This is a genomic window from Candidatus Villigracilis vicinus (assembly GCF_016702885.1).
Taxonomy (GTDB): Bacteria; Chloroflexota; Anaerolineae; order Anaerolineales; family Villigracilaceae; genus Villigracilis; species Villigracilis vicinus.
Window position 1 is genome coordinate 108,208 of the sequence record NZ_JADJDD010000009.1, and the last position, 17,493, is coordinate 125,700.

The 17,493-nt window shown below is 52.5% G+C and carries 15 protein-coding genes and 1 tRNA gene; 11 read left to right on the forward strand and 5 right to left on the reverse strand.

What is annotated here, in order from left to right:
• Positions 1 to 29 precede the first annotated feature (29 nt).
• The 3 genes from IPG80_RS09935 to ychF all read right to left on the reverse strand — a co-directional run bounded on the left by IPG80_RS09935 (position 30) and on the right by ychF (position 3,072).
• Positions 30 to 737 carry a M3 family metallopeptidase gene (locus IPG80_RS09935; RefSeq protein WP_345105906.1) on the reverse strand — a complete coding sequence of 236 codons (708 nt, stop codon included), beginning with the start codon at positions 735 to 737 and terminating at the stop codon, positions 30 to 32.
• A complete protein-coding gene (locus IPG80_RS09940; protein ID WP_345105908.1) occupies positions 650 to 1,903 on the reverse strand; it encodes a M3 family metallopeptidase in 1,254 nt (417 codons plus the stop codon). The genes IPG80_RS09935 and IPG80_RS09940 overlap by 88 nt, the downstream gene beginning before the upstream one ends.
• Positions 1,904 to 2,013: 110 nt before the next feature.
• A complete protein-coding gene (ychF, locus tag IPG80_RS09945; RefSeq protein WP_345105910.1) occupies positions 2,014 to 3,072 on the reverse strand; it encodes a redox-regulated ATPase YchF in 1,059 nt (352 codons plus the stop codon).
• Positions 3,073 to 3,138: 66 nt separating this feature from the next.
• On the opposite strand from ychF, the gene IPG80_RS09950 reads away from it, so the two are divergent.
• From IPG80_RS09950 to IPG80_RS09995, 10 genes are all read left to right on the forward strand, one after another.
• Positions 3,139 to 3,221: transfer RNA gene (locus tag IPG80_RS09950), tRNA-Leu, on the forward strand.
• A gap of 372 nt (positions 3,222 to 3,593) precedes the next feature.
• Positions 3,594 to 4,841 carry a glucose-1-phosphate adenylyltransferase gene (locus IPG80_RS09955; protein WP_345105912.1) on the forward strand — a complete coding sequence of 416 codons (1,248 nt, stop codon included), beginning with the start codon at positions 3,594 to 3,596 and terminating at the stop codon, positions 4,839 to 4,841.
• 117 nt (positions 4,842 to 4,958) lie between these two features.
• Complete coding sequence (locus tag IPG80_RS09960; RefSeq protein ID WP_345105915.1) at positions 4,959 to 5,204, forward strand: hypothetical protein; 246 nt, start codon at positions 4,959 to 4,961, stop codon at positions 5,202 to 5,204.
• The gene (locus IPG80_RS09965) at positions 5,201 to 5,932 is read left to right on the forward strand and encodes a DUF6754 domain-containing protein (protein WP_345105918.1); all 732 of its coding nucleotides are present in this window, start codon (positions 5,201 to 5,203) and stop codon (positions 5,930 to 5,932) included. Before IPG80_RS09960 ends, IPG80_RS09965 begins: the two co-directional genes overlap by 4 nt.
• Positions 5,932 to 6,546, forward strand: coding sequence for a hypothetical protein (locus IPG80_RS09970; RefSeq protein ID WP_345105921.1), 615 nt, complete (start codon positions 5,932 to 5,934; stop codon positions 6,544 to 6,546). Before IPG80_RS09965 ends, IPG80_RS09970 begins: the two co-directional genes overlap by 1 nt.
• 3 nt (positions 6,547 to 6,549) lie before the next feature.
• Positions 6,550 to 9,189 carry a hypothetical protein gene (locus tag IPG80_RS09975; RefSeq protein ID WP_345105924.1) on the forward strand — a complete coding sequence of 880 codons (2,640 nt, stop codon included), beginning with the start codon at positions 6,550 to 6,552 and terminating at the stop codon, positions 9,187 to 9,189.
• Positions 9,190 to 9,191: 2 nt separating this feature from the next.
• On the forward strand, positions 9,192 to 9,899 hold the full coding sequence (locus IPG80_RS09980; RefSeq protein ID WP_345105926.1) for a hypothetical protein: 708 nt from the start codon (positions 9,192 to 9,194) through the stop codon (positions 9,897 to 9,899).
• A 5-nt stretch (positions 9,900 to 9,904) separates the two neighbouring features.
• A complete protein-coding gene (locus tag IPG80_RS09985; protein WP_345105929.1) occupies positions 9,905 to 11,665 on the forward strand; it encodes a glutamate mutase L in 1,761 nt (586 codons plus the stop codon).
• A 3-nt stretch (positions 11,666 to 11,668) separates the two neighbouring features.
• Entirely contained in the window at positions 11,669 to 12,724 is a 1,056-nt protein-coding gene (locus IPG80_RS09990) for a hypothetical protein (protein ID WP_345105932.1), read from the forward strand.
• A gap of 52 nt (positions 12,725 to 12,776) precedes the next feature.
• Positions 12,777 to 13,346: a hypothetical protein gene (locus tag IPG80_RS09995; RefSeq protein WP_345105934.1), complete on the forward strand. Its 570-nt coding sequence runs from the start codon at positions 12,777 to 12,779 to the stop codon at positions 13,344 to 13,346.
• 77 nt (positions 13,347 to 13,423) lie between these two features.
• On the opposite strand, the gene IPG80_RS10000 is transcribed toward IPG80_RS09995, so the two are convergent.
• Both IPG80_RS10000 and IPG80_RS10005 read right to left on the reverse strand, forming a co-directional pair.
• Complete coding sequence (locus IPG80_RS10000; RefSeq protein ID WP_345105937.1) at positions 13,424 to 14,872, reverse strand: phosphoglucomutase/phosphomannomutase family protein; 1,449 nt, start codon at positions 14,870 to 14,872, stop codon at positions 13,424 to 13,426.
• Between the two features lie 79 nt (positions 14,873 to 14,951).
• Positions 14,952 to 16,244, reverse strand: coding sequence for a DUF389 domain-containing protein (locus tag IPG80_RS10005; RefSeq protein WP_345105940.1), 1,293 nt, complete (start codon positions 16,242 to 16,244; stop codon positions 14,952 to 14,954).
• A 139-nt stretch (positions 16,245 to 16,383) separates the two neighbouring features.
• Between IPG80_RS10005 and IPG80_RS10010 the strand changes: the two genes are divergently transcribed.
• A complete protein-coding gene (locus IPG80_RS10010) occupies positions 16,384 to 17,232 on the forward strand; it encodes a hypothetical protein (protein WP_345105942.1) in 849 nt (282 codons plus the stop codon).
• Positions 17,233 to 17,493 lie beyond the last annotated feature (261 nt).

The window sequence follows — 17,493 nt, forward strand, 5'->3', positions numbered from 1 at the left end:
ACATCACCGGGTCTTTTTTCTTGTTTGTATTATTTCTTTTTCTTTACAGACGTTTTCTTCACAACTTTTTTGGTAGCTGGTTTTTTAGCTGTGGTTTTCTTGGCAGGTTTTGCCGCCTTGCGTGCGGCAGGCTTTTTCTCAACTGGCAGCTTTTCCAACTCGCTTACCAGTTTCTCCAGCACATCAAAGCCGCCCTGCCAGAACTTCGGGTCGCGGATGTTGATGCCCGCTTCGCTCAGGATCTTCTCTGGCGCTTCGGAGCCGCCTGCCGAAAGGATCTTGAGGTACTTCGGCTTGAACGATTCGCCTTCCGCTTTGAACTGCTGATACAAGGCATAGACCAACAACTGACCGAAGGCATAGGCATAGACATAGAAAGGAGTCTGGTAAATGTGCGGGATGCCGACCCATTCCCATTTGAATTCATCGCTCAACTCAAGTGAGTCACCGAATTGTTCTTTGAGGTTTTCGAGATAGGCATTGGCAAGGTCATCCACCGAGGCGTTCTTTTGGGTCAGCTCATGGGCAGTCTTCTCGAACAGTGCAAAATACGATTGACGCATGATCGTAGCGTAGGCATCATCCATTTGCTTGAAGAGGATGTCGCGGCGCACAGACTCATCCTTTTCTTCTGAAAGTAATTTGTCGATCAAGACCATTTCTGCAAAGGTGGAGGCTGTTTCTGCCAACGGCAATGAAGAATGGAAGGTGTAGGTGCTGTGATGCTCCGCCAGCATGGCATGAATGGCATGACCGAGTTCATGCGCCAGGTCGCCACTTCGCGGCTGTTGCCCTGATAGTTGACCAACACATACGGCGTCTCTTCCGGCAGGAAGCCCCAGCAGAACGCGCCGCCGCGTTTGCCTTTACGAACTTCGCTGTCAATGCGATTCTGGTCAAAGACGCGCTTGGCAAGTTCCGCCACTTTGGGCGAGAAGCCCTGGAATGCATCCAAGACCATATTGACGGCAGTATTCCAATCATAGGTCTTCTTCGAAGCCGCCAGCGGCGCATAAATATCGTAACGGCGGATCTTCTTCATGCCGAGGTGCTTGGCTTTCATCTTGAAGTAACGCTGGAAGATGCCCGTATTCTTGCGTGCTACGCTCAACAAAGCTTCCACGGCCTCGTCGGGGACGTCATTGCTCAAGTTGCGCGGTGCGATCGAGTTCTTGAACTTGCGCAGGTTGATGTTCTCACTGTGCCAGTCGCGCACAATGGTCTGGTAGATCTGCCCGAGGATGTTGCCATCCTCTGCCAGAACTTTGAATTGGGATTGATAACTCGCAGCACGGACAGCCGGATCGGTGCTGTAACGGTAGGAATATAATTCCCCAGCCGTCATTTCTTTTTCCTTGCCGCCCACTTTCAACTTAAACATATAACGGCTTGTAATGGAGTCGTACAGGTTGCCCAGCGCACTTACGCCAGTCACATTCTTGAGGTTGATGATCTTCTCTTCGGCTTCGCTCAAGGTGTGCGGCTTGTATAAGCGCATTGCTTCGAGATAATAGCGATAATCTCCCGAAACATCCATCAGGCGTTTGGCGTTTGCATCATCGAGTTCTTTCCACCATAAGCTGAAGAACAAGGTGCGGTTCTGGTTTTCCGCCAGGAACTGCATCACACGCGCCTGCAAGGCTTGTGCCTTCTGGTCTTGCGTATCCGCAGTGAACGACAAGCCTGCGAACGAATAGAGCTTATTCGCAATACGGGTCGAGGTCTCATCGGCTTTCATCACGTCCATAAATTGCTCGGTGGAAATATCCGGTGTCAGTTTATTGCGAACCCCTTCAAAAGAAGCGACCTGTTCTTCGATCATGTCGAACGCATTTTCAAGTTCAGGGCTGTCATAGCCGCTATACAGTTGGGAAAGGTCCCATTTGGAAAGTTTATAAGCCATGGTATCTCCTTAGATTGGTGTTTTATCACAAACAGATTTTTTTCGACCCATTCTTAAGTATGGATTCTAGAAGGTGACAGTCACTTATAAAATGACTGTCACCTTTTGATCTACAAACTGGATCGGACGTGCATGATATCGCCGTCCTTGACGATGTATTCCTTGCCTTCAAGGCGGAACTTGCCTTTGGCTTTCGCTTCATTCATGGACCCAAGACTGGTCAGGTCTTCATAAGCCACCACCTCGGCGCGAACGAATCCACGCGAAAGATCGGTGTGGATCTCGCCCGCAGCTTCCTGCGCGGTCGCCCCACGGTGCGTCGTCCATGCGCGGACTTCATCTTCACCCACGGTGAAGAAGGTCTGCTCGCTCAGTAATTCATAAGACACATTGATCATGCGATTTAGGCTGAGTTCTTTGATGCCGTATTCTTCCATGAAGACTGCCGCATCATGTGGTGAAAGTTGCGCGATCTCCATTTCCAACTTCCCCATGAGCGCTACCGAAGGGTGATCGAGATCCGCATCCGGCGCAGACTGTCCCTCGCCGAGGTTGAATACGGTCAACAGGCGTTTGCGAGTGAGTAAGCCGAAGCTTGAGAGCTCTTTTTCTTCTTCGGGGGTATATTCCAAGTCACGCAAGGGCTTGCTGTCTGAAAGTGCAGCGTGCAACTTCTCGAACAACTCTGTCTGGCGGGCGTTGAGGGTCTTATCGGTACCGCCTTTTTTGCGTTCATCCACGAGGCGTTCCATTTTGCGCTCAACAGCGATGAGGTCATTCAGCAGCAATTCGCTGGTCATCGTGTCCACATCGCGCAGAGGATTGATGCTGCCGTTCGGGTGGGCAACGTTATCATTATCAAAGGCGCGCACTACGAGGATCAGTGCGTCCATCTGATTGATGACGTTCAATAATTGACCAGAGATGCCGCTCTTGGCAGAGCCGCTATCCAGACCGGCAATATCGGCATACGTCACCTTGGAGTAGATCGTCTTGCGCGGGTTGAACATCTTTGAGAGCAGGTCCACACGTGGGTCGGGGACATCCACAACAGCCTGGTGAACTTCGATGCGTCCGGCGGAGGCGGTGGTGGGGGCGTTGCCACGGGTGATGGCGTTGAAGATCGTTGTTTTGCCTGATTGGGGTAGACCGATAATTCCTAGTTTCATCTTGACCTTGTTCTTGGGAGTGGTATACTTGCGTTCGCCCCGCTAGAGCGGGGTGTTCGACAACGAGCCGAAGTGGCGGAATAGGCAGACGCGCACGACTCAAAATCGTGTTCCCTCCGGGAATGAGGGTTCGATTCCCTCCTTCGGCACACGCAAATTATACCGCACGGGTAGTTTACTACCCCCAGGGCTGCGTCCTCCAGAAATGGAGGACGTTTGATTCATATATGTGAACCCCTCAATAATATTGACTACCCTATTGGGGGGTATAAAATGTGAAAGTAGCAACAATTCTTGTACTTAATGCGTATAAGAATTGTACATGATCAGTATTTGGTCAATTAACTTATTTGGGAAGGAGACCCGCAATGAAGCTTTCACTCTTCTTTGCTCTATTTGACCTTATTATCATTTTGGCATACCCAATCGCCTACGTAATTCATCGCATTCGTAAGATGAAGGGTGTAAAATAGAGGACATTGCTCGACAATCCTGAACGAAAAAATCCAGGAGGTTCCAGTATGCCGTCGTATAACGAAGTTTTGGCAGTGATCCTAGGGGGTGGACGCGGGGCGCGTCTTTATCCGCTCACGCAGATGAGATCGAAACCTGCCGTTCCCATTGCGGGGAAATACCGTCTCATTGATATTCCCATCAGCAATTGCATCAACTCAGAGATATTTCGAATTGCGATCCTGACGCAGTTCAATTCGGTGTCGCTTCACCGTCACATTACCCGCACGTATAACTTCGACTCGTTTCACCAGGGTTGGGTGCAGATCTGGGCGGCGGAACAAACCATTGAAAGCGCCGACTGGTATCAGGGCACTGCCGATGCCGTGCGTAAACAGATGATGGAGATCCAGGCTTCTGGAGCAAAGTACGTGCTCATTTTGGCGGGGGATCATCTCTACCGAATGAATTACAAAGCCATGGCGGAATACCATTGGGAGAATAAGGCGGATATCACCGTCGCTGTGCAGCCGGTTGCCAAGGAAGAAGCAGACCGCTTCGGAGTCTTGAAGCGTGAATCCGATGGCAAGATATCAGACTTTTTTGAAAAGCCCAAAGACCCAGAAACCCAGAAACGATTCGTCAGCCGGGATGATCCCAAACGCCCATACCTTGGTTCGATGGGTATTTATATGTTTAACACGAAGGTTCTGGTTGATTTCATTAATAACTTTCCGGACTATGATGACTTCGGCGGCGACATCATTCCGCAGGCAATCAAGACGCATCAGGTCTTTGGCTTTGATTTTGACGGCTACTGGCAGGACATTGGAACGATCCGCTCGTTTTATGAGACCAACCTGATGCTCACCCGTTCGGATTCTCCCTTCGATTTTTACGATGCAAAACTGCCGATCTATACAGACACTCGGTACCTGCCTGCTTCGATCGTGGAGGATTGCAAGTTCAAGGATGTTTTGATCGCCGAAGGCAGTCGTGTGTTGAAGTCGGATATCTCACATTCCATTATTGGTATTCGCAGCCAGATCGCCGCGGACTGTGTCATCAAGGATAGTATCGTGATGGGTTCGGATTATTTTGAACGTGATTCGGGTGTATTGCCGATTGGCATTGGTACCAACTGCCATATCGAAGGCGCCATCCTGGATAAGAACGTGCGTATTGGATCCAATGTGACCATTCGACCCTTCCCGCGCAATACGGATATTGACCATGAAAAATGGTATGTGCGTGATGGTATAGTCATCATCCCTAAGGATGTGGAGATCCCGCCCGATACAGTGATCGCTCCGTAAATATCAGACCCTAAAGGTTGAAACCCTTTAGGGTCTTTTTAAATTTCACAAAACTGTAACATTTCCCGGCTGGATATGGCGGGGTCAACCTTAAAATTATGCTATACTCGCATTAATATGAAGTCAACCCGCGAATTCTGGCAACGCTGGGCTGAGTCCTTGCGCCGTTATCAACTTCACGATCTTGTCGCCTCGTTCCTCGAAGCAGGAAGTCCACTTGCTCTGCTCGGTGCACAGGCGATTTATTTTGGCGGGGGTTTTTTCAAAAGCGACCAGCTTTCTGCTCTTGCCGGTATGCTTGAAGATGAATCCGAGACCCGCGCTTTCGTCTCCTTTTTAAATTACCCTGGAGCGAGTTCATGATTGCCCCTGCCATCCTTGTAGTTGCCACCTTCCTGTTACTTGTCATTACGCTGTGGAAGCGGCGTTCCCCCGCGCATTTGCGTGAAATTGCGGCTTTTACCAAACTTGTGCATACCCTGGGTTTGAGCATTGAAGACGGCAAGCGCCTTCATATTTCGCTCGGTAATGGCAACCTGTTGGATGCACGCGGCGGTTCTGCATTTGCCGGGTTGGCGCTCTTAAGGAATATTGCCGAGCGCACTTCGGTTAGTGATAAACCGGCTGTCGCTTCTGCAGGTGACCCAACGCTGGGTTTGCTGACGCAGGATACTTTGCAAGCAGGGTATCTGGCTGCCGGTGTTGAAGAGGACTACGTCCATACTATGGGGCGTGTTACCGGTCTGACTCCCTTCAGTTATGCGGCCGGAGCCATGCATATTGCGCAGAATGAAGATGTTTCCACGAATATCATCATCGGGCATGTAGGACCTGAAGTAGGGCTGCTGACCGATGCATCTGACCGGGCGAACATCAATTTGATCGGCGCCTCTGATAACCTGGCGGGGCAGGCCGTTCTGTTTGCCAGCACACAAGACCCATTGATCGGCGAAGAACTTTTTGCGGGTGTGGCATATCTTAATCAAGATACTGCTCATGCTGCCAGCCTGACCGTGCAGGATATCTTTCGCTGGCTGATCATTCTCGTTTTGTTGGGCGGTGCGGCTGCGAAATTTGTGGGGGTCATCTGATGCGTATTGTGACCGCATTTATTGCCATTACGGTTGGGTTTCTCGTCCTGCTTGGATATTTCCTCCCAGCCGCAGCGATCTTTCAGATCATTCTGCTTGATTGGGCGGTCATCCTTGCTGGGGCGGCAACGTTGACAGGTATCCTTAACCTTGGCATGGTTCATTTCGATAAGATCCGCCGTCGTGAGAAGGATGCTGTTTACAGTGCCATTCTCATTATGGGATTATTCGCCACTTTTGTTTTTGGCTTGATCCTCAAACCGCAGAATGCGTTTTTGCAAGCCATTGCCTTGAACGGCATCATTATCCCCGTCGAAATAACCCTGATGGGCTTGCTCACAGTTACCTTGCTATATGCAATTATTCGCCTCTTGCGCCGTCGGGCGGATACCATGAGCATCATATTTGTAATCACCGCCGGGCTTATTTTCCTGGGTTCGGCAACCCTGCCATTTGGAGATGTCCCGATCATTGGTACACTGGTTCGCCCATGGATCTCGCAAATCTGGGCGCTGGGCGGCGCGCGCGGGATTTTGATCGGTGTTGCGCTTGGCACACTTACTACTGGTTTGCGCGTTCTGTTCGGCGTGGATCGTCCTTATGGGGGCAACTAGAACATGGCTGATATGATCGTTTGCCCCGTCTGTGGAACTGAGAACCCGCCTAATCAAAAAACATGCCAGCGCTGTCAGTCGCCGCTTGTTAGTGAATCTGCTTTTACACCTGGGCAGTCGCCTGTAAACATGGATACCGGCGAACTGGAACCCATCCTGCCGCAATGGCTCAGGGATGCACGCGAGTCTGCGAAGCTGACAGAACCTCCGCTTGAACAAAAACCTACTGTAAATGAAGCGCCGCCTGCCAAACCTAAACCTGTCGCTGCAAGTAACGACTTTTTAGCGGGTTTGCAATCTCAGGCAGGGGATGATGACGAAGAGGACGTTCCCGACTGGCTCGCCAGCATCACCGGCGCGGCACAACCGAAACCGAAACACGATGAAGCGGAACCCAGTGGCATCCGTTGGGTGGAAACCGGTAAAAAAGACGACTTCCAACAGGAAGCCGCCGCTGAAGAAGAAGTTCCTTCCTGGCTGGCTGGGATCCAGTCTGAGCCGGTTGTGGAAGAAAAAGATGAGCTTACTGAGTGGTTCCGTGAAACTGATGCTGAGCAGCCGTCCATTCAGAAAACCCCGGCATTTGATGCATCTTTCTCCCCGCCAGTTTCTGATGAGACGCCGGATTGGTTGAAGCAAATGGCTGCCGATGCGGGCGAAAAACCTGAGCCTCCTGCCGAAACATCGTTTGATACAAATGATTGGTTCAAGCAGCCGGCTGCAGATACGAATGCTGCGCCGCAGTCTTCTTCCTCCACACCAGATTGGTTGAGCCAAATGTCTGCCAATGCAGGTTCTGCCGCACAGACACAATCTGCCGAAGCTTTTGATCTTCCGGCGGATACACCAGATTGGTTAAATCAAATGTCGGCGGCGGATGCCAGTACCGTGATCCAACCTGCAACACCTGCTGATCCTTTCAATCAATCTGCAGAGACTCCTGATTGGTTGAGTGGTTTGGGTGGAGCAGCCGTTTTCAGCAGCGAAGCGGCTCCCTTTACAGAATCAGCTCCAGTTGAGTCCGAACCGTTCGCGTCCAATGGTGACCTGCCTTCGTGGCTGGCAGCAGAGCCGGAGGCTTCTAAGAAAGTGGACTCTACTCCGCGTTGGCTGCAGGAAAGTGAAGCACAACCCGCGGCACCTGCATGGTTGGCATCTGATGAGAACGCGGGCGCGGCACAGCCTGTGGAAGATGCCGCATCGGCATCGGGTGATATTCTCGGCGACCTGCCAGACTGGTTGAAATCTGCTGCGCCGCAAACCTCGATCTTTGATGACTCTGCACCAGTAACTGAAATGACTGCTGAGCCTTCGCAAATTGAAATATCTAAAACGCCGGTGGATACCGGTTATGAATCGGCACCCGCATTTGAGAAAGATTCCTTCTCCAGCCAGGATGATGCCCTCTTTGCAGAAATGCCTGATTGGCTTTCCAACGCCATGGAAACGCCATCCAGCGCCAGTGGGGTGGTGCCGGAGCCGATCACTGGTTCGGATATATTGGCACCGAACGTTTTGCCTTCGTGGGTGGAGGCGATGCGCCCGACCGATGAAAACGTCATGACGAACATCGTTCAGGCATCCAAAGATCAAACGATGGAATCGCGCGGCGCACTGGCTGGACTTTCGGGCGTTCTGCCGATGGGTACAGGTTTCATGCCAACCAGTAAACCCAAGTCATATTCCATCAAGCTGAATGCCAGCGATGAGCAGATGAAACATGCCGCGATCCTGGAGCAGATTCTTGCCGGTGAGACCGCGCCGGAATCTCTGGTTTCAGAAAAATCATTGGTCGCTTCCCGTGGTTTACGCTGGGCGCTGGCTGCCATTTTGATCCTTGTGGCATTTGCGACCACATTCATGCGTACACAGGTCTTTTCCACTCCGCTTGGCATTCCAAGTGAACTTGGTTTTGCTGTAGCTGTTGCGCAAGCCATTCCTGAAAATGCACCTGTATTGGTGGCAGTGGATTATGAACCCGCCCGTGCTGCTGAAATGGAAGCCGCCGCTGCGCCGCTTTTTGATAACCTGCTTTTGTTGAAACACCCACGCCTGACCTTCATTGCCAGTAACGAAAACGGATCGATACTTGCCGAACGTTTCATTACAGGACCTTTGGCTGTTCATAACTATCAAAGCGGAGTTACCTACCTGAACCTTGGCTATCTCTCTGGTGGACAGATGGGTATCCGCGCTTTTGCACAAAGTCCATCCACGGTTGCGCGGCTGGATATTAACAGTCAGCCTGCCTGGGCGCAGCAACCATTGCAAGATGTAACCGACCTGACCAAATTTGCCGCCATCATCCTCATTACTGACAGTGCCGATGCCGCCCGCTCCTGGGTTGAGCAGACGGAAGGTTCGCGCGGCGTTGTTCCGGTTATTGTCATTGCCGGTGCGCAAGCCTCGCCGATGATCCAGCCATATTATGAATCGGGACAGGTGGCAGGAATGGTCTCCGGTCTATATGGAGGCGCGATCATCGAACGACAATACAACAACGGACGCCCCGGCATGGCCCGAAATTATTGGGACGCCTTTAGCATTGGAATGTTGCTTGCCATGGTGGTCACAATCGGTGGCGGTTTCTTGAATCTGGCGCTCGGTCTGCGTGACCGTGCTGCGGCGAGAGGAGGAAAGTAGATATGCCTTTTATTCCTCTCGATTTCATCACCGGCGCGCTGAGTTTCCTGTTCACTCTTTTGATCCTGAGTTATTTGATCGGGGATAACCCCCTTTTCAAAATTGCCGTGTATCTGTTTGTAGGGGTTGCTTCGGGGTACGCCGCGGCAGTTATCATCTGGCAAGTGCTGTATCCGAAACTTTTCATGCCGTTGGGCAACGTCCTGCTAACGGGAGCCTATGGTCAAGGTGTTCTGCTGGTCGTGCCGTTGCTTGGGCTTGGCTTCATCTTGATGAAAGGGTCTCCACGTCTGGCGGGTATTGCCCGCATCACGATGGCATTCCTGGTAGGGGCGGGAGCGGCTGTCACGCTCGCTGGTGCATTGACCGGCACGCTCATTCCACAAGTGACGGCAACAATTAATTTCTTCGATCAGAGTGCCGCTGCTGCGCGCAACATCAGTGTGTTTGAAGTGTTGGGGAATGGTACGATCATGCTGCTTGGTGTGGTCACCTCACTTGCCTACTTCCACTTTGGCGCCCGCCAAAAACTGGATGGCTCAACCAAACGCCTTGGCTTGATCGATATGATCGCATGGGTGGGCCGCATCTTTATTGGAATTACCCTGGGCGTGGTCTTCGCAGGTGTCTACGCTGCGGCGCTCACCGCCATGATCGATCGCGTTTCTTCACTTGTCGTTTTCATCAAAACTTTGTTCGGGATTCCTTAGATCTCATGCCAACTTCACTGGTTACCAGTAACTCCCTGCTTGCCATCGACGTCGGCGCGTCGAACACTCGTGCCGTATTGTTCGACGTGATCGAAGGCGAATATCGCTTTGTCGCGTCTGGTATTGCTCCCAGCACTGCCGAAGCACCCTTCAAGGATGTTTCCGAAGGTGCCCGGAATGCCATTCAAGTCTTGCAGAATATCCTCAAAAAGACTCTGCTCAATTCTGCCCGCAGTCTTATTTTGCCGAGTCAGCCGGACGGTTCTGGCGTGGATTCGCTTGTGGTCACCATTTCTGCCGGCCCGGCTGTCAGGACCCTTGTCGTCGGTTTGCTCAAGGATGTTTCACTCGACAGTGCCCGCCGATTGACCGAGACCACCTATGCCCGCGTCCTGGATGCCATCAGCTTGAGCGACCATCGCAAACCTGAGCAACAGATAGACAGCATCTTACGCATGCGTCCGGATATGGTCATCATTGCCGGGGGAACCGATGGCGGCGCATCGCGCTCCATTCAAAAATTACTCGACCCGATCGGGTTAGCCAGCTACCTTTTACCCGAAGAAAAACGCCCCGCTGTTCTGTATGCGGGCAACGCCAAACTGGTGGATGAAGTTAAAGCGCTTGTTGGTTCATTGGCATCCAGCCTGCATTTTAGCCATAACATCCGCCCATCCCTTGAAACCGAAGACATTGACCCCGCCGAACTTGAACTGGCTCAGATGTTCATTAACATCCGCAAGAAGCAACTCAAAGGTTTGGATATGCTCGACCTTTGGGCGGGCGGGCATACTCTACCCACATCGTACGCAACCGGGCGCATGGTGCGTTTCCTCTCGAATGTGTATGGCTCTAACAAAGGGCTGCTCAGTGTGGATCTTGGCGTATCGGCTGCGATCATCTCTGCCGGGTTTAAGAACAAATCCGTGTTGAAGACCTTCCCGCAATTCGGCATTGGTGAGAACCTGCCGGGTTTATTGAATTACACCACACTGGAAGACATCCTGCGTTGGTCTACCCTTGATATTCCCACCAGCGCCATCCTCGATTATCTGCATCAAAAAGCACTGCACCCTTCGACCATTGCCGCCACGAAAGAAGATTTTGTCATCGCGCAATCTGTGGCAAAACAGGCCTTGTTCCTTGCCATGCAAGCGGCTCGCCGTGATTTTCCCAAGGATGCCGCTTCGATCAAACCGACTCTTGTCCCGCTCTTTGATCCTATCATTGCTGGAGGCGCCGCCCTCAGTGACGCTTCACGCCCCGGTCAGAGCCTGCTCCTGCTCCTCGACACGGTTCAACCTGTTGGCATTTCCACTATCATCCTCGACCAAAATAACCTCATGCCGATGCTCGGTGCCGCCGCCTCTCAGAACAACATCCTGCCAGTGCAGGTACTTGAATCAGGCGCATTCCTAAGCGTGGGTACCGTCATCTCACCGGTCGTTTCTGCTCGATATGGTTCTTCCATTTTGAAGGCAAAAGTGATTTACGAAAACGGCGCAGAAGCCGCCATGGATCTCAAGTATGGGTTCCTTGAAACCCTCCCGCTTGCCAGCGGTGAAACCGGGCGGATCACCATTCAAGTTGCCCGTGGTGTGGATATTGGTTTCGGTCCTGGTCGTGGCGTGAAGGCGCTTACTGTTACTGGCGGCGCACTTGGCATTGTCTTCGATGGACGTGGACGTCCATTGGATATGCCTGCCGACCCCGTGCGGCGGCGTGAGCTTATCAAAAAATGGAACTGGACATTGGGAGGCGGATAATCCATGCTTGCACCCGTACATCATGTCGTCGGTCTGACCACCATAGTCCGTGAGCGGCTTTTGCCTGTCTCCGGAAATGTCATCGCACGCGTTCAACAGAAAGTGACCGCGGGTGAGATTGTTGCTGAAACTCACTGGGCGCGTGAACATGCCCTGCTGGATGTCTCTCGCACATTGGGCATTTCGCCCATCGCTGCGGAGAAATTGATCAAGTGCCAGGTGGACGATAAGATCGCAGCAGGCACCACGATCGCCGTTGGGCGCGGCATGTTCGCTCGTTCAGTTCGCGCACCGCGCGAAGGGCGTGTTGTGGCTGTGGGGGGCGGTCAGGTTTTGATGGAAGTCGGCGAAGCAAAAATGGAATTACGCGCCGGTATCCCTGGTACCGTGATCCAGGTTGTGCCGAATCGCGGTGTGGTGATCCAAACCTCTGGCGGATTGGTGCAGGGTGTTTGGGGGAACGGTCGCATTGACGCGGGCTTGCTCGTCAACTTGATGGAAGCTCCCGATACCGTACTGGTGCCGGGTCGTGTGGATGTCAGCCTGCGCGGTTCCATTATCCTTGGAGGTATGCTTAATACGGTCGAAGCCTTGCAGGCGCTGGCAGACCTGCCTGCCCGTGGGTTGATCGTTTCCAGCATTCAGCCTGCGCTGCTGCAAAAAGCGCGTGAGATGCGTTTCCCCATTCTGGTTACAGACGGCATCGGTTCCCTGTCGATGAATTCAGCTGCATATAAATTGCTCAGCACAAATGCCAAGCGTGAAATTTCCCTGAACGCCGAAGCTTATGATCGCTATACTGGTGCGCGCCCCGAGATATTCATTCCATTGCCTGTCTCTGCCGAGCCGCCCATGCTCAATGAGATCGAAGCTTTTGCGCCGGGACTGCAAGTTAAAATGCGCCGCCCGCCAGCCATGGGAATGATCGGTTCCATTGTATCCATCAAGCCCGGTCTGACCACCCTGCCCAGCGGACTGCGCGCTCAGGCAGCTGAAGTTAAACTTGAGAATGACGAAACGGTGATCGTTCCGCTCGTAAACATGGAAGTTGTGGGATAATTGCCCCGGCTGAACTGTAAATTGAAGACCATAATAATCAGGAGAGTGCTCCATGTCTTTTGAAGAACCCAATTTTGATGAAAACGTCCCCGACGACGGACAACTTCCGGAAGAGTCGAATAATAATCGCACCTTCCTGATCGCTGCCGGTATTTTGGGCGGTATCATCCTGATCTCCATTGCCTGTCTTGTAGGTGTTTATCTTTTCACCCAGAATTCCAGCACACAGGTCAATGAGCAGGCTGTGGCAGCTTCTGAAACTGCACAGGTCGCCAGCAACTTTATCAATGATGCCCTGACCGCCACTTTCGAAGCCTCCATTTTGCCGACGGCAACTCTACCGCCGACATCCACACCTGTGGTGAATATTGCCACTGTGACCCGCACTGCCGATCCAAACCTTGTAACCGGGGCTGGTACTCCGGCGGCGGCTACTGCCACTGTTGGTGCGGCGCTGACCCAAGCTGCCATTGCACAGTTGACCATTGTGCCAACCACCACTGCTTTACCGCAGACCGGCTTTGTGGAAGATGTCGGTGTGCCGGGGTTGGTTGTGATGGCACTGGCGTTCATTATCGTCATTTTGATGGCGCGCCGTTTACGCTTCGCCCCGACCCGCTAACTGGTTAATCACCCTGAATCAAAAACTCACCCAGTGATATCGGGTGAGTTTTTGATTCATTACTTCTCTATCAAAATTTAGACGACGCTTTCAGCAACACTCTTTCCATATCCCAAGAGCGCTTTGACCATGTCATTCGTGCGTCCTTCGGCGTAGACACGCAGAACCGGTTCGGTACCCGATGGGCGAACCAATAACCAGGAGTCGTCAGACATGATGTATTTAACGCCGTCACGTTGACTGATCTCGGACACTTTTGCGCCGCCGATCTCAGCAGGTGCATTTTTGGTGAGGAATTCGGTCATCTCGGCTTTGGCAACCGGGCGGCTGAGGCGCAGGTCAACGCGTTCGTAAAAGGCGGGACCCACATCTGCAAGCAGATCGTTGACCAGCTCGCCAAGCGACTTGCCATATGCTGCCAGCATTTCCACGATCAACAAGCCCATGATGGGACCGTCGCCTTCGGGGATGTGTCCCTTGAATGAGATGCCGCCGGATTCTTCGCCGCCGATGAGCACATCTTCATTCATCATGATGTCGGCAATGTGATTGAAGCCCACAGGTGTTTCGTAAATTTTGACACCATAGCGCTTGGCAAGACGGTCCAGCATGCGTGTGGTCGAAACCGTGCGGACGACTGCGCCGCTCATGCCGCGTTTCTCAACGAGATATTTCAACGAGAGTGCCATGATCTTGTGCGGGTCAACAAAGTTGCCGCGTTCATCCATCGCGCCGATGCGGTCGGCATCACCATCGGTGACCACGCCGAAGTTTCCAAAACCCGAACTGACCGCGCTGGATAATGCGCCCAGATTCTTGGCGATCGGTTCAGGGTGGACACCGCCGAAGCCGGGGTTCATCTCGCCGCGGATCTCGTAGACCTCGCAGCCGGTGCCCTGCAAAAAGGATTTGATCACGCCGCGCCCTGACCCGTACATGGCATCTGCCACGAAGCGTTGTGGGTTTTCGGCGATCACATCGGTATTGATGAGCTTTCGAAGATGGTCAAAGTAGGCGGGCAATGGATTGAAACGTTGGATCAGTCCCGCTTCGCGCGCCTTGTTGTAATCCATTAAGTTGGGTCCGCGTGCCTGTTCTTCGTTGTCGTTAATGTAGACTTCCACGCGGCGGCATTGTTCCGGCAGCGCTGAGCCGCCGAATGCGCCCTTTAACTTCACGCCGTTATAGCGCGGCGCATTGTGTGAGGCAGTGATCATCACGCCTGCAATGGCGTTGTTGTTCTTGACGGCGTATGAAATGGCAGGTGTGGGTGAGTCCGATTGTGCCAGCAGGACGGTAAAGCCATTGGCGGCAAGGACGCGCCCCACTTCACCTGCGAAGCGGTCCGAGAGGAAGCGAGTGTCGTAGCCAACCACGATCTTTTTGGAATCGACGTTTTCGGATTTGTCCCAGTGATCTGAAGCAACTGCGTCGGCGATGGCTTGCGAAACCATGCGTAAATTACTGAATGTAAAACTATCTGAGATGACGGCGCGCCAGCCGTCGGTGCCAAAATGGATGGGCATTGATTCTCCTTGAGTGGTAAGTTGACATAAAAATAAGACAACAGCCACTTGGAAAGTGACTGCTGTCTGTTTGGTGAGGTTACGGGGTGGATGTGACGGCGGGGGTGACGGAAGGACCGAAGTTCGGTGCGGGAGTGGCGTACGAGATGACCGATTCCAGCAGCCAGCCTTCAATGCGCTGTCCGTTCACAGAAGCAAAGACCTTGACCCAAGTGACGTTGTTAAGCACCTGGAACTCGGAATAGGTCTCGACGATGGTGCCGTTGAGCAGGGTCATCACATAGGTGCCGCCGGGCGCGTCACGCAAGTTTGCACCACCACCTTCGTTGGCTGCCACCTTTCCATAGATCGACTGCGGTTGAATGGTAAGTGTAATCGTGGGCGTATCGGTGGGCGGGAGTGTGATCTCCAACGTCAACGGTACGGGGCTCACTTCTGCGGTGCCGAGACTGGCAATAGGGCTGGGTGTGGCAGAATCAACCGCCTGTGTGGGGCTGGGGTTGGGGGTGGCAGAGAGACCTACGGTCGGGGAAGGAAGCGAGGCTGATGCATTTGTCGCAGTGGCTGGGATGGCGGTTGGAGCAGCAGGCTGGGATCCGCCGCCGGATCCGATCAGAACAATGATGATGCCTGCGAAGACGGCGAATGTAATTCCGCTTAGTACGATGCCCCCAGACGATGGGCGCAGGCGCAAAACGAAGAGCGTGATGAGACCGAGGATGCTGGTCATGGCAAAGTGAGTCAGGAAGACCAGTAAGCCTTGCAGCCAGACATCCGGCAGACCTGCACCAAGACCAAAGCCAGTTGCGCCGATGGGGAGAAAGAATGCATAGGCGATCAACACACTAGGCAGGAAAGGCTTATCTTCAGATCTAGCGAAGGAAATGGTGAGGGTGATTGCGCCAAGAGCAAAGACGATCAATTCAGGCAGCCAGAGCCGCGAGTGAATGAATACATTGTTGAACGTGATGGGCATGAACAGTCGTGCAGCGAACCCCGTTAGCAGTCCCCCGAGTAATACAAAGAGGATGCTGATGAGCAGCGCCATGACTGTTTCAAACATGAAGCGCAGCGAGCCAGTGAGGATGGCAAGCAGGAAGCCAACCCAGGGGATCATGAGCGGCGCAACCAGAATGCCTAATAAAAGAACTGCCTGCGAGTCGAGCAGGTAGCCAAGACCGAGGATCGCGCCGCAGACCAGGGAGAAGACGAACAACTCGATGGACGGGTAAGCACGGCGTGCGAGTGAGGCGATCAACTCTGCCTGCCCTTCCGCATCGGTTGGGATGTGGGAACGGCGTGTGGCGCGCCTGCGGCGGACGGGCGGCTCTGCGGGCGGTTCCAATGGGGGCAGAATTGGTTCTTCTGACATAGACATACTGTAATTATACAGGCGATAATGAATTAGAGGGAGGCGGGGCGGGGAATTTGCAATTACAATCCTCTCGGGTAATTGGATGCCTGCATCCTGCTTTTGTTTTTAGCGTACATCCTATTAATAAGGAGACTCCATGAACGAACCGCGTGTTTTCAAGAATTCGCCCTTTGCCTTGATCGTGCTCATTATCTTTTTTGTGTTCATGTTGGCGTTCATCGCTTTCGGGAGCAGCTTTGATTCGGCTTTCTCCATGCTGCCCTTTGCTGTTTTTGGGATGTTGATATTCGGGGCGATCTTTCTGAGTGTTTCTTCAAAGGTCATTCTTACCGATGATGAGATCACCACTCAATCCCTTTTCGGTTCCAAGTCTATGCGCTGGTCGGATATTGGGCGTGTTTCGGGCAGGGGCTTCAATATCAAGTTGCATGACTACAATGAAGATATGACCGTCACTCCAAGCCCGGGGTTGCCGGGCTATGAGGAGATCATTGATATCCTTGGCTCGAAGCGCCCAGACCTTTTTTCATCGCAGGAGTATGGCGAAATGAGGCGCGGGTTGGGGCCGCTTGCGTTGTTTATGTCCGTTTTGCTGTTGTTATTAGGCATATCGCTCTCATTTTTTCTTTCGATCATGGATACTTCTGAGGCGCCATTTGCCGGACTGATCGCCCTGCTGGCATTCGTGTTATTTGCTGCTTTTGCTGCTGCCATGGTCTTCTCAATTCCAAACTCATTGACGCTGGAAAGGAATTCGTTGATTTTGAAATATGTGTTTAGCGAGAAGACCTTGCTTGCGGATGAGATCGCTTCGGTTCGATTGTCCTTTACTCAATCTCGAAATGGTAAACAGTATTTCATCGCTTTAATGTTGACCAACCGAAAATCCATTCGCATCTCTGGGTTGGGCATCAGCCTGCCGATCGCGTACCTGGTCTTGAAGAATTGGCACGCCCAAAATTCGTCAGACAAATCAAAAAATTAACACGCATCTCTAACAGATTGTTAACCGGGCACCTGCTATAATGTCATCTGCCACTACAAAAACGGCACAGGATGCCTGACACGCGAAACTCTGCGCGTGACGCCCCAGGAAGGCAGGTACACCATCATGATCCTTTTTTATTCCCCCCTACACCCATAAAACCCAAGCCGCGCTTGTCCTTATTCGCGTGCCTCTTTCTTTTTTCCTTTTTTTGATTTAACGTGTCACTTGATACCTGACACTTGGAACCTGGTACTTTAA